This window comes from Bacillus sp. JK74 (assembly GCF_053663395.1).
Map to the genome: position 1 here is coordinate 489,798 of NZ_JBSJQB010000002.1, position 13,745 is coordinate 503,542.

10 protein-coding genes are annotated in these 13,745 nt (G+C 43.3%); 2 read left to right on the forward strand and 8 right to left on the reverse strand.

Features of this window, described 5'->3' with window-relative positions:
• Positions 1 to 69: 69 nt before the first annotated feature.
• A complete protein-coding gene (locus tag ACWJJ5_RS06985; protein WP_128574609.1) occupies positions 70 to 1,542 on the forward strand; it encodes an aminotransferase class I/II-fold pyridoxal phosphate-dependent enzyme in 1,473 nt (490 codons plus the stop codon).
• A 47-nt stretch (positions 1,543 to 1,589) separates the two neighbouring features.
• On the opposite strand, the gene ACWJJ5_RS06990 is transcribed toward ACWJJ5_RS06985, so the two are convergent.
• Together ACWJJ5_RS06990 and ACWJJ5_RS06995 are read right to left on the reverse strand one after the other, a co-directional pair.
• On the reverse strand, positions 1,590 to 1,709 hold the full coding sequence (locus ACWJJ5_RS06990; protein WP_003154518.1) for a GapA-binding peptide SR1P: 120 nt from the start codon (positions 1,707 to 1,709) through the stop codon (positions 1,590 to 1,592).
• A gap of 113 nt (positions 1,710 to 1,822) precedes the next feature.
• Positions 1,823 to 2,614: a polysaccharide deacetylase family protein gene (locus ACWJJ5_RS06995; protein ID WP_025851434.1), complete on the reverse strand. Its 792-nt coding sequence runs from the start codon at positions 2,612 to 2,614 to the stop codon at positions 1,823 to 1,825.
• Positions 2,615 to 2,862: 248 nt separating this feature from the next.
• Between ACWJJ5_RS06995 and ACWJJ5_RS07000 the strand changes: the two genes are divergently transcribed.
• The gene (locus ACWJJ5_RS07000) at positions 2,863 to 3,237 is read left to right on the forward strand and encodes a hypothetical protein (RefSeq protein ID WP_014304946.1); all 375 of its coding nucleotides are present in this window, start codon (positions 2,863 to 2,865) and stop codon (positions 3,235 to 3,237) included.
• 47 nt (positions 3,238 to 3,284) lie between these two features.
• On the opposite strand, the gene lpdA is transcribed toward ACWJJ5_RS07000, so the two are convergent.
• The 6 genes from lpdA to ACWJJ5_RS07030 form a co-directional block, all read right to left on the reverse strand.
• A complete protein-coding gene (gene lpdA / locus ACWJJ5_RS07005; RefSeq protein ID WP_033574600.1) occupies positions 3,285 to 4,697 on the reverse strand; it encodes a dihydrolipoyl dehydrogenase in 1,413 nt (470 codons plus the stop codon).
• A gap of 4 nt (positions 4,698 to 4,701) precedes the next feature.
• Positions 4,702 to 6,030 carry a pyruvate dehydrogenase complex dihydrolipoyllysine-residue acetyltransferase gene (gene pdhC / locus ACWJJ5_RS07010; RefSeq protein WP_003154526.1) on the reverse strand — a complete coding sequence of 443 codons (1,329 nt, stop codon included), beginning with the start codon at positions 6,028 to 6,030 and terminating at the stop codon, positions 4,702 to 4,704.
• A 124-nt stretch (positions 6,031 to 6,154) separates the two neighbouring features.
• Positions 6,155 to 7,132 carry a pyruvate dehydrogenase complex E1 component subunit beta gene (gene pdhB / locus ACWJJ5_RS07015; RefSeq protein ID WP_003154528.1) on the reverse strand — a complete coding sequence of 326 codons (978 nt, stop codon included), beginning with the start codon at positions 7,130 to 7,132 and terminating at the stop codon, positions 6,155 to 6,157.
• Between the two features lie 3 nt (positions 7,133 to 7,135).
• On the reverse strand, positions 7,136 to 8,251 hold the full coding sequence (gene pdhA / locus ACWJJ5_RS07020) for a pyruvate dehydrogenase (acetyl-transferring) E1 component subunit alpha (protein ID WP_003154530.1): 1,116 nt from the start codon (positions 8,249 to 8,251) through the stop codon (positions 7,136 to 7,138).
• Between the two features lie 471 nt (positions 8,252 to 8,722).
• Entirely contained in the window at positions 8,723 to 9,814 is a 1,092-nt protein-coding gene (locus ACWJJ5_RS07025) for a serine hydrolase domain-containing protein (RefSeq protein ID WP_176283306.1), read from the reverse strand.
• Positions 9,815 to 9,846: 32 nt separating this feature from the next.
• Complete coding sequence (locus tag ACWJJ5_RS07030; RefSeq protein WP_454022299.1) at positions 9,847 to 13,698, reverse strand: alpha/beta fold hydrolase; 3,852 nt, start codon at positions 13,696 to 13,698, stop codon at positions 9,847 to 9,849.
• Between the last annotated feature and the right edge of the window lie 47 nt (positions 13,699 to 13,745).

Here is a 13,745-nt window from a genome sequence, read left to right on the forward strand (position 1 = left end):
AAAACGGGTAATAAAACTGAATGTAATACAAACTAATCCGTAGGTATTATGATAAAGGTGGGAAAACAATTGCCGCAACATGAAACACCCCTGTACAGCGGACTGAAAAAGCACGCGGACAGACAGCCTGTCCAATTCCACATTCCGGGCCATAAAAAAGGCGCGGGAATGGACCCGGAATTCAGACAATTTATCGGAGAAAACGCGTTAAGCATAGATTTAATTAATATCGAACCTCTGGATGATTTACATGCGCCAAAGGGCATCATTAAAGAAGCCCAGGATCTGGCCGCGGAAGCATTCGGCGCAGACCATACCTTCTTTTCCGTACAAGGGACGAGCGGCGCCATTATGACGATGGTCATGGCCGTATGCGGACCCGGAGATAAAATCATCATCCCGAGAAACGTTCATAAATCCATTATGTCGGCCATTGTATTTTCCGGAGCGGTGCCGATTTTTATACACCCGGAAATTGACGCTGAGCTCGGAATTTCTCACGGCATTACGCTTGAGTCCGCCGAGCGGGCTCTGACGGAGCACCCTGACGCAAAAGGCCTGCTTGTCATCAATCCGACATACTTCGGTGTGGCAGCTGACTTGAGCAGCATTGTAAAGCTCGCGCATTCTTTCGATGTGCCTGTTCTTGTCGATGAAGCGCACGGCGTGCATATTCATTTTCATGATAAGCTTCCTCTGTCCGCCATGCAGGCGGGCGCTGATATGGCAGCCACAAGCGTGCACAAATTGGGAGGCTCCCTGACGCAGAGCTCCATTTTAAATGTGAGAGAAGGCCTTGTTTCCAAAGAAAGAGTACAGTCGATTTTAAGCATGCTGACGACAACGTCAACATCCTATCTGCTTCTCGCTTCACTGGATGTCGCAAGAAAACGCCTCGCTACAGAAGGCCGCGATCTTCTTGAAGAAACGATTCTGCTGGCGGATCAGACACGGGAACGCCTCAATCAAATTGAAGGCATCCGCTGTGTCGGCGAAGAAATCACTGGGTCAAAAGCTGCCTTCAGTTATGATCCGACTAAATTAATCATTTCGGTCAAAAACCTCGGCCTGACGGGTCATGACGTTGAAAAATGGCTCCGCGAATCATTTAATATCGAAGTCGAGCTGTCCGATTTGTATAATATTTTATGTATTTTCACCCCCGGAGACAGAGCAGGAGATGCCGACCGTCTTGTAAGCGCGCTTACAGACATTTCAAAGCAGGCTTCTGCAAATGACTATGCTCATCAGCAAGCGGAAGTTCTGCTTCCTGAGATTCCTCTGTTAGCGATGACGCCAAGAGACGCTTTTTACGCAAATACGGAAGTCATTCCGTTAACAGAATCCGCGGGACGGATCATTGCAGAGTTTGTCATGGTGTACCCGCCGGGAATTCCGATCTTTATTCCGGGTGAGATCATTACTGAAGAAAATATCAGCTACATTTTTAAAAACTTGGACGCCGGCCTTCCTGTGCAGGGTCCCGAAGATGCGACGCTTGAAATGATCAGAGTCATCAAAGAGCAAAAAGCCATCCAATAAACATAAATAAGCCCGAAACGAAATCGTTTCGGGCCTTTTTACGCTTTTTACTCTTCTTCAAGATGACACTGGCATTGTCCGCAGCATGTTCCGTATAACGTCGTGACCTTCTCATCCTCAAAGTAATGAATCGCTTCGTTACAGTCTTGGCAAACAATTGTACCCATCTGTCATTCCCCATTTCTCAGAATTTGAAAACGCTTAATTTTCACTTGTTGTTATTATATTATTATGTCACATTTAATATGTCAACTGATAAATTGTATAACACATTTATTTTTTACGGTCTTTTTATAGCTCGAGGGTCAATCACGGTATATCCTTTATGACGCAATCCTTTTACAATGTCCGGCATGGCTTCAGCCGTCCATTTCCGGTCATGCATCAATATGTTGGCGCCGTCCCGCAGGTAAGGACTGCTCAGGGTGATATCGGTAAGCGCTTTTTTTGATTGATATTTCTGATCCCAATCATACCCGAAGGTCCAGTTCATTTTCACCATTCCTTCTTTTTTTATAAGTCTGTCACTGTAGTCCGTATTGCTTCCGAAAGGCGCCCTGAAAAATGCGGGTTTCTCTCCTATTACCTTTTCAACCGCTTTATTGACGCCAATGATTTCTTCCCGTTGTTTTTGTTCGGAAAGATCTTTTAAGTTTTGATGAGTCATTGTATGATTTCCGATCATAAAGCCTAACTCATGAATATGCTTAAGCGCTTTCTTATTTTCATCTTTTTTCAAAAAATGTCCGTTTACAAAAAAGATCGCTGACGCATTGAGATCATGCAGTTTGTCCGCAATCTCAGCGGCATGCTGATCAGGCGCGTCATCGATCGTTACCAATGCGATCGGTTTTTTTTCTTTCTGTTCATCCATTTTTTCCACAGAAAAGGTTTTCGGATTGATATAGTAACGGGGCTCCGCCTTCTGTTTTTTCTCTTTTGTATGATGGTTTTCCCGTTTGGCATGATTGGCCGCGGCTTGAGAATGGGGTTTGTTTGTTTGCATCTTTTCATTTGATTGGCAGCCGGCGAGTAAGCACATACATATGACGGCTGCAGCGGCTTTATACATGACAATCCCTCCTGATATGGTTTTGCCCCCAGTATAACGAAAAAACAGCGCTCTCACGAAAAACAATGTGCCTTTTTTACACATCGGCTGTACAAGTTGTCACACGTATTATTTCTTCATTAAAAACGGTTTCAATTATATAACAATTCAGTAACAAGCCTTAGGTTTTTCACCTCTCGTGATACACTTAATATAGTCCTTATAAATGGATGAACCAATATATTATATAAAACAGAGGAGTAAGATAGATGCGCTACCGTACGGTGATTCCCTTTTTTTTGATGCTGTTCGTTCTGTCAAGCTGTTCGGTTTCTACTGTCATTCCATTCAAAAATAACCGGATCGACAGCATTCATCACACTCAAATCTTGTTTTTTTCCGATGAAAATCATATAGATAAAGAAGTTCCTTATTACGATGCGATTCTTGATTTAGAAAAGAAATATCCCCATCATGTCGATCAAATGAAGGTTTATGACAACAGAAAGGGATGGGAAGAGGAAATCAACACGTTCCCTGCGCTGATGGTGATCAATCATCGGCATGTGGTCATGAAGATTGAGGGATCCGTAAAGAAAAAAGAGGATATCATCAAACCTATGCAGCATGTGCTTGCACAATAAAAACAGCCCCCGCTTTTACAAACGGGGGCTGTTTCTTTGTTACATCATTATTTTACGATGTGGATCGGGCTTCCGATTGCTACTTCGGCAGCTTCCATAGTGATTTCGCCCAATGTCGGGTGAGCGTGAATTGTCATTGCGATATCTTCAGCAGTCATTCCGCCTTCGATCGCCAGGCTCAATTCAGAAATCATGTCAGAAGCGCTTGCGCCGGCAATTTGCGCACCGATTACAAGACCGTCTTCTTTACGGGTGATCAGCTTCATGAAGCCGTCAGTTTCGTTAAGAGACAGCGCACGTCCGTTTGCTGCAAACGGGAACTTAGCTGCAACGACTTCAATGCCTTCTTCTTTCGCCTGTGCTTCAGTGTAACCGACAGAAGCCAGTTCAGGCTCAGAGAATACAACCGCCGGAATACCGAGGTAATCGATTTCAGCCGGCTCTCCTGAAATAGCTTCCGCAGCGATTTTACCTTCGTAAGACGCTTTGTGAGCCAATGGAGGTCCGTCAATGATGTCACCGATTGCGTAAATGTTCGGTACGTTTGTGCGGCACTGCTTGTCTGTTTTAATGACACCGCGGTCAGTCATTTCGATACCGACTTGCTCAAGGCCGAGCTCATCAGTGTTCGGACGGCGTCCGACAGTGATTAATACGTAATCAGCATCAACCGTTTTTTCTTCGCCTTTTACTTCGAATGTAACTGTTACGCCGTCAGGTCTTTCCTCAACGCCTTTAGCCATGGCGCTTGTATGGATTTCAACGTTGCCTTTTTTCTTCAGTCTGCGGGTAACGAGGGAACTCATTTGTTTTTCGAAGCCAGGAAGAATTTCATCTCCGCCTTCTAAAATAACCAATTCAGTTCCGAAGTTCGCATACGCTGTTCCAAGCTCAGTACCGATATATCCGCCGCCGATAACAACGAGCTTTTTCGGAATTTCTTTAAGCGCAAGTGCGCCTGTAGAGTTCAGAACGCGTTCGCTATATTTGAAGTTTGGCAATTCGATAGGGCGAGAACCAGTAGCAATGATTGCGTTTTTAAATGTGTATGTTTGCGCAGAGTTCTCATCCATTACGCGGACAGAGTTGCTGTCTACGAAATAAGCTTCCCCTTTTACAACGTCCACTTTATTTCCTTTTAAAAGGCCTGCAACACCGCCGGTAAGCTTATTTACAACAGAAGCTTTCCATTCTTGGACTTTTGTAAAGTCAACCGTTACGTTCTCAGCAGTGATTCCCATGTCATCTGAATGTTTTGCATTCTCGTAACGATGGCCTGCATTGATGAGCGCTTTTGAAGGAATACAGCCGACGTTCAGACAAACGCCTCCAAGCGTTGCTTTTTCAACGACTGTTACTTTTTGTCCAAGCTGAGCAGCGCGGATGGCAGCTACATAGCCGCCGGGTCCCGCACCAATCACAAGAGTATCTGTTTCAATAGGGAAATCTCCTACTACCATAACATTACGCCTCCATTAAAATAAGTTGTGGATCGTTCAGTAAACGCTTGATGTGGTTTAACGCATTTTGTGCAGTTGCTCCGTCAATCATACGGTGGTCAAAGCTGAGAGAAAGAGCTAAGACAGGAGCAGCTACAATTTCACCGTCACGGACGATCGCTTTTTCAGCAATACGGCCGATACCGAGAATCGCAACCTCTGGGTGGTTGATAACCGGTGTGAACCATTGGCCTCCGGCAGAACCGATATTTGTGATCGTGCAAGAAGCGCCTTTCATTTCCGCAGGTGCAAGCTTGCCTTCACGCGCTTTTGTAGCAAGGCTGTTGATTTCATCAGAGATTTCGAAAACGGCTTTACGGTCGGCATTTTTCACTACCGGCACAAGCAGGCCTTTTTCGGTATCCGCTGCAATTCCGATGTTGAAGTAATGTTTTTGGATCACTTCATCTGTTTTATCATCAATCGATGTGTTTAAAACAGGGAATTTTTTCAAAGCGGATGTTAATGCTTTGACGACGTAAGGCAGATAAGTCAGCTTGATGCCTTGATCAGCAGCAACTTGTTTGAACTGTTTGCGGTGAGCAACAAGATTTGTTACGTCAACTTCATCCATAAGAGTTACGTGCGGTGCAGTATGCTTAGAGTTCACCATTGCTTTCGCGATCGCTTTACGGATACCGCTCATTTTTTCGCGTGTTTCAGGGAATTCGCCTTCAGGAGCCTGAGCCGCTGCAGGTTTAGCTGTTTCCTGAGGTGCAGCTGTTTCTTGCGGTGCCGCTTCTTGAGCCGCTCCTCCATTTGCAAAGCTGTCGATATCTTCTTTTACAACACGTCCGTTATTGCCTGAACCTGTTACTTTACGGATATCCACGCCTTTTTCACGGGCATATTTGCGTACGGAAGGCATCGCGATCACGCGTTTGTTCGGATCAGCTTCCGCTTGGTCCTGCTGTCCTGCGCCGGTTTCTTTTGCAGGCTCTTTAGGAGTCTCTTCTTTAGAGATATCCTGCCCTGCTTCAGCAGACGACTGAACTTGAGCCTCAGTTTTCGCCTCTCCTGAATCATGGCTTCCTTTAAATTGAAGATCTTCGTAACCAGGTGCGTCAAACGTAATAATCGTTTGTCCAACAGTTGCAACTGTTCCCTCTTCAACTTTTAATTCTAATACTTTTCCTTTAACAGGTGAAGGAATTTCTACCACTGCTTTATCATTTTGCACTTCAGCCAGAACATCGTCTTCTTCTACCTCGTCGTTCGGCTTAACAAACCATTTTACGATTTCGCCTTCGTGGATACCTTCCCCGATATCCGGAAGTTTAAATTCAAATGCCACAGTTTTCGACCTCCTAGTTGATTAAGCAAATTTTAGTTATGCATACGCAAGCATTGAACCTAGTAAACAGACTCCTTCATCATAAGAGAAAAGGACTCTCTTTACCGTCTTTTATGATGCCTGATTAAAATTCAAGAACTTTTTTCGCAGTTTCAAGAACGTCTTTATGGTTTGGAAGCCATACGCTCTCAGCAAGCGAGAAAGGAAATACTGTATCAGGCGCCGCAACACGCAGAACCGGAGCTTCCAGGCTCAGAATCGCGCGGTCATTGATTTCAGCTACAACGTTGGCAGCGATGCCGGCTTGTTTTTGAGCTTCCTGCACGACAATTGCGCGGCCTGTTTTTTCAACAGAAGCAATAATCGTATCAATATCAAGCGGGCTTACAGTGCGAAGGTCGATAACTTCAGCAGAAACGCCTTCTTTTTCAAGCTCTTCAGCAGCCTTAAGCGACTCATGAACCATCGCGCCGTATGTGATGATAGAAAGGTCAGTACCTTCGCGTTTCACATCAGCTTTGCCAAGCTCGATTGTGTATTCCTCTTCAGGAACTTCCTGACGGAAAGAACGGTAAAGTTTCATATGCTCTAAGAAAACAACCGGATCATTGTCTCTGATAGAGGCAATCAGCAGTCCTTTTGCATCGTAAGGAGTGGAAGGGATAACAACTTTAATACCCGGCTGCTGAGCGATAAGGCCTTCCAAACTGTCAGCGTGAAGTTCAGGTGTATGAACCCCTCCGCCGAATGGAGAACGGATTGTCACCGGAGAAGTCCAGCGTCCGCCGGAACGGTAGCGGAGACGAGCCATTTGTCCTGAGATTGAATCCATTACTTCATATACGAATCCGAAGAATTGGATTTCCATAACAGGACGGTAATCTTGCAGGCCTAAACCGAGAGCGAGACCGCCGATACCGGATTCAGCAAGCGGCGTGTCAAATACGCGGTCCTCACCGAATTCTTTTTGAAGGCCTTCAGTTGCACGGAATACGCCTCCGGCAACGCCTACATCTTCCCCGAAAAGCAGAACGTTTTCATTGTTTTTCAGTTCTGTGCGTAACGCATCAGTGATCGCTTGAATCATTGTCATTTGCGCCATGGCTTACTTCGACTCCTTCGCTTTGTAAATTTCAAGTTGTTCTTTCAAGTTGAACGTCGGCTCTTCAAACATATTCTCAATCAGCTCTGTTACTTTCGGTTTTGATTCGCCGTCAGCCTTTTTGATAGCTTGTTTGATTTCTTCTTTGGCCTGTTCAATCACTTTGTTCTCTTCTTCTTCAGACCATAGTCCTTTGTTTTCCAAGAACTTGCGGAAACGTACGAGCGGGTCTTTTTGCTCCCATTCATTTTCTATTTCTTTCGTACGGTATTTAGTCGGATCGTCACCGGACATTGTATGAGGTCCGTAACGGAATGTAAGAGTTTCAATCAGAGTCGGACCTTCACCGTTAATTGCGCGCTGGCGTGCTTCTGCGGTTGCAGCGTAAACGGCTAGTGCGTCCATTCCGTCTACTTGAACACCTGTAATACCGACAGCAACTGCTTTTTGGGCAATTGTCTGCGCGGATGATTGCTTTTCTACAGGAGTTGAAATCGCATAGCGGTTATTCTGAACAACGAAGATCGCTGGCGCTTTAAATGCTCCGGCAAAGTTCATTCCTTCATAGAAGTCACCTTGAGAAGCTCCGCCGTCACCAGTGTAAGTAATAGCAACCGCTTTTTTACCGCGCTTTTTAAGACCTAAAGCTACACCTGCGGTTTGAATAATTTGAGCACCAATAATAATTTGAGGTGATAAAGCATTTACTCCCTCAGGCATCTGATTACCTTTAAAATGGCCTCTTGAGAAAAGGAATGCCTGATGTAAAGGAAGCCCGTGCCAAATCAGCTGAGGAACGTCACGATAACCCGGAAGGATAAAGTCGTCCTGTTCAAGCGCGAAGTGTGATGCAATTTGAGAAGCTTCCTGGCCCGCTGTCGGTGCATAGAAACCTAAACGTCCTTGACGGGAAAGAGAAATTGAACGCTGGTCTAAAATGCGGATATACACCATTCTTCTCATTAATTCTTTTAACTGATCATCTGAAAGATCAGGCATTGCGTCTTTATTTACGACTTCTCCTTCAGCATTTAAAATTTGGAACGTTTCAAACTGCTTATTAATAGCATCAAATTGTTTTTTGCTATCAACAATTGAAGTTTTTGTCTTTGCAGCCATTTTTTAAACCACCTCTTCTTTTGATTTAACAGGGTTAGGATACCGTTTAGCCATCCGTATTAAAAACAGTCTTATCATGCTCTGCAATTCTAAAAATAATCATTCAGAAATTCACATAGCGCTTAAGCAAAGATAATGACGTTTAAACTGTACTAATAAAAAAAGATTTTTTATTAGTACAATATGATCAACAACCATAGTTTACAGTAATTAAACAAAGCCGTCAATTATTTATAACCTTATTTTGAAACCGCTTATAAAACTTAAGATCATACTGCGCCAAACTGTACTATAAAAGACTTTAAACTGTATTATAAAAAGGCTCTACTGTACTATAATTAAAAAAAATTACAAAGAGTAAATTAAGTTATTTAACTTCGAGGGCGGGCTTTGAGAAGATGCCGCGGGATAAAAACGGGCAGTTAGCAATCGTCCCGCCTGCCGGACAGACGGGACGATGCTTTTGTCTAATTATTCAATACCCGCCCACACGATATTCAGCGGCGTCAGCACGGCATGAGGATGAAACTCGGAAATCGGAGTGAAAAATACATACGTAAAATCTTCGGCTGGATCAGAAAACATGCCGCACCAACCCATTCCAAGATGTGAGAAGGTGCCTTCTGTCATGAAATAATGGTCACCGGCCGGCCACAAATTAATGCCTAAACCAAAGCCGCCTTCCTCTCTGGGCGCTCCGAAGAAGTAAAAAGGAAGACCGGGCTTTATTTGATTTCTCAGCATGGCCTCGACTGTTTTTCTTCCAAGCAGCTTCTTATCTTTCAATCTGCCTTTATTTCTAAACATTTCAGCTAACTTCCAAATATCTTCCAGCGAAGAGTACAGACCGCTTGTCGCTTTATTCGGAAAATACGGGTGATGACTTTTTTCCAGCTGTACGCACTCGTGTTCATTGATCACACAAACTTCTTCTTTTAACGCATCAGGCACATAAAAAAACGTTCTTTCTAATCCGAGCGCTTCAATAATATGCTTTGTCACATACTGTTCGTAGGATACGCCTGTTACTTTTGAAATAATGATGCCAAGTATAACAAAGCCGGTTCTGGAATAGTTCCATGCTTCATCCACTCCGTACTCTAAAGGCGTACTGATCAGATAGTTTATCCATTCTTCCTCATTCGTTAAGTCAATCGCTTCAGCCTTTTGAATATCCAGCTCAAAACTTAATCCCGCCGTATGAGTCAAAAGGTGTAAAATTTTAATGTCTCCGAAACCCGGTTTATCAAACGCAGGCAAAATGAGCTTGACCGGCATTTTCAGATCGAGCAGACCTTTTTCGACGAGCTGCATGACGGCTACAGCGGTAAACACTTTTGTCAAAGAACCGATTTCTCTGATTGTATCAAGCTGAAATGTTTGCTTTTCTTTTTGTCCGCCGGTAAATTCCCCTAACGACTCAGCTGCAAAAACCTCGCCTCCTCTTGACATCATATAACTCGCACATTGCAGATCTCCATTGTCTATCATCGTCTGATAATGGCTGTTAAGAGCGTTAATTTGTTTCATATCAAATGCCGGATTGCTTATTGTTTGTTTCATTGTTTTCTCCCCCTGTACTGTATGTATCGTTTTCATCCCTTACTTACTGATTTCTTGATGAATTCTGACACCGCTTTATTAAATTCTTCCGGGTGTGTGATGTTCGGAAGATGCCCCGCTCCCTTAATTTTCTTTAATTCTGCATTGCTCAGCAGTTTCTTCAGCCTTTTTGTTTCTTTCTGATCAACTACGCTTTCCTTCTCACCCGTAAGGATAAGCGTTCTTGTATGAATGTCTTTTAAAAAGCAGATCGTAGAATAGCCTTCTTGTTGATGTATCTTCATAAAACGTTCAATAGAAGCATTTAAGAATTGATTCCTGTATAAACTTTCATATTCATGCGATTTTCCTATAGCTATAAAATCATTTTTCAGTTTTTCCTCAACACTGCTTTCAGGGTCTTCTTCGTATTCGGTGTAACTTCCGGAAAGAATGAGTGTTTTTACTTTTTCAGGGTATTCATAGGCTATCCTCTGCCCTATCATGCCTCCCCAAGAAGCTGCCGCAATGTGGATCGGCCAAGCAACCCCTATCTCGTTCAGCACTTCGATAAAAGTCTGAGCCAGCCCGCTCAATGTAAAATCGGCGCTCCCCTCACTCAGCCCGTAACCCGGTGTGTGGATGACAATTACATTAAATTGGTCTGCCCACTCCTTCATTTGTTCTTTCCACATGTAAGCAGTGGTAGCAAAACCGCAAATCAGTAAAATTGTTTCACCCTTACCGCTCATCAATATTTCCATATGCCGGGCATTTTCTGTGTTTGCCAGAAAATGAACCGTTTCCGTTTCTTCTGTCTGGTAAAAAGCGATGAGTTTTTTTGCGGCATCGCTTTGATCGTGCTGAAGGGCTCCTTTCTTCAGTCTGCTCCAATAATGCAAATAATCGTCGAGATGACGATTGGAAGCTGTGCCGAGTATTCGGAATGGACTTTCAGCTTCTTCCGTAACGATTGACGAAGCATCAAAATCGGCTGCAATCGCTGAATCTCTTACTAGAGGCGGTGCTGAACGGGCGGATAACGGATTGAAATCATTTTGTATTTTTTCTTTTTCTCCGTATAACACGATCAGCTGGTGGCCTTGGCCGAGAAGCGAGTGTTCAAAAGCTTTGATTCCGGCATTATTTTCTAATGGGTGAAGTCCGTACTCCGTTTTCATAATGTCTTGAATGCCGGGATCAACTGACATGCCTCCGTCCTTCCAGAAAGGCCAATTTACAGCGATGGTTTTTCCTGATCTCCCCCCTTCCTTTCTCATACATTCCCTCCACTCGGCAAAATGCTCCAGAAAACGATTGGCGTAGGCATAATCGGCTTGACCCAGACTTCCGATTTCTGATGAGATGGAAGAAAACAAAACAAAAAAGTCTAAAGGCATATTTCTGAGCGCTTCATCCAAATGAATCACACCATTGACCTTTGATTGCAGCACCGCCTGAGCTTCTGCGTCTGTTTTATTCATAATGAAAGAGTCTTTCAACACGCCTGCACTGTAAATGACCCCGTTGATTTCGGAATAATCAGCATGAATTTTTTCCGCTAAATTGATGACCTGCTGTTTATCTGACATGTCAGCCTGGATGTAAGAAATGCTTGCCCCGTCATATCGGATGCTGTCTAATTTTTCTTCCATTTCTGCTGTCATTTTCGATCGTCCGGCAATGATAACGCTGGCTCCGTGATTTGCATAAATAAACGCTGAAATAATCCAGCCGATGCCGCTTAACCCTCCGATGATGAGATACACTCCGTTTTTTACAAACTTTGCGGCCTTTTGCCCTGATTGCAGCGAAGCATCTTTGTATGCTGTCACCCGCCTTTTTTGATCGCCGTCATATTTCACAGCCTCATGATGTCCGGCGCTTAATTCATTGAGAAGCAAAGGTGCTTTTTCAATGGTCTGTCTTGAAGAAATCTCAACCGTTTTACACTTTATATTCGGCTGCTCCGCATTCAGCGTTTTAAAAAAGCCTCCAATCGCGGAGTAAACCGGATTTGTATATTGATCCTTGTCATGTACGTACAAAATGTTGATGTTATCTTTTATTTTTTGACGGATCAACGCTTTGCTTAAATAAAGGATTGAATAAAAGCTGTGAGTCAAATCTAACGCTGCCTCAGTATAAGCTTTTTTTGACAGGTAATGAATGATTGACGCCGGAAACGCTCCGGACTTTTTCATATCATCTAACAGTCTGGTGTAATGAGCAGACTGCTCCGGATTAAATTTATAATGCTTTTCATTTACCATTTCATATTCAGCGGCGGCTTCCGCATAAATAACATTTTCACTGCCGATGTACTTTCGGATTTCATCACTCAATGAACTGTCAAAATCGAAAATCAATGTATTTTCCTTAGGCACTTCTCCGGACTTTAATGGCGATTCAATCCATTCTTTTTGTAAATACAAAGATTCAAGCATCGGCTTTTCAGACGGCTCTTTCGTTTGCGTTTTTTCTTTAACAGCTGCGGCCGGCGTATTACGCACATCATATTTTTCTTCTAAATAAGCCGCTAAATCATGAATATTGTTATAATCAAAAAGCAATGTCGGATACAATTGTGTATCCAATCTTTCCTCGAGCATTTTCGATATATGCAGCAGCTGTTTTGAGTCAAGACCCAGTTCGTAAAAAGATTGATGTTTGTCCGCTTTATTTGGCGGCGTGTTTGTAACATCTCCAATAATGGATGACAGCTCATCTGTTAATGTTTTTTGACTGTCTTGGTGCTGAACTGTATCAGAGATAGAGTCTGTAACGCGAGCTCCGTATTTCTCCTGCAGATATTCCGTCAATTCACCGATTGTGGAGTAATCAAATAATAAAGTCGGGTACAGCTTTGAACCTAACATCAGTTCTAATTTTTTGGATAAGTCTAATAACTGTTTAGAATCCAAGCCCATCTCGTAAAAGGAAATATCATTCTTCACCGTTTCAGCAGGCTTTTCAATCATGCCGGCTATCTCTTGGATCAAATTATTTCTGATCATTTCTTTATTGTTCGTTACGCTGCCGACCTCTTTTGCTTTATGGGAATGCTCCAGCCTTTGTATTGATTTTTCATTTCTGACTCTTTTCACACCGAATCGTTCATAATAAAAAGCAAGCTCTCCATCAGGCCTGTATACTTCTATGTCCGCATATAAAATGTCTTTAGAAGGCGGCTGCGTTATACTGTTTTTATTAATATACACAAAACAAGATCCGGTTGTTTTATGCAGTGCCCGGAATGTCTCAATATATATAGGGATAAACGCATTTGTTCCTTCATCCGGCAAGTCTGATGTAAGGATTCCCAACAGGCTGAGAGACCCATCCAAAAATGCGGGATGCATGTAAAAGTCATTTGTATATTCTTTTGAAAGTCCGCTTAAACTGACCTCTCCCAGAATATAATTTTCACCTTCATATACCGTACCTTCCAATTTCATAAAATCTTTATGAATCAGGCCGCCCCTGCGCAAATTACGATAGGCGGCTTCAGCCTCCGAAGTCCGGACGGCCCCTTTCTTTAATGCTTCGATTGAAATTGTCTTTTCGTTTATCGCATTTTTTCTTATGATTTCCGCCTGCAAGTTGACTGACGCTTCACCTTCCGCCTTTTCAGCGACCCATTTCCTGCTTGTTGTTTCAACAAGCCAGCCGTTTTCTTGTTCCGTAAACTGGAAGGTGACTTTTTTATCAAAATGGACTGACGTGGCAACAGGTTCACGGAATAAAACATGTTTGATTTCAAAACTTCGGGGTGATATCCCTTTATCAGCTAAAAATCGTGTTATTAAATCCAGATACGTTACGCCGGGTATCGTACGCACTTGATGAAGGACATGGTCTGAAACAATATAATCGTCATGTTTGACTAATACGCTGAACCTCATGCAACTCGACAACCTTTCTTCTTTTACAAAGTAAAGAAACAGAGCAG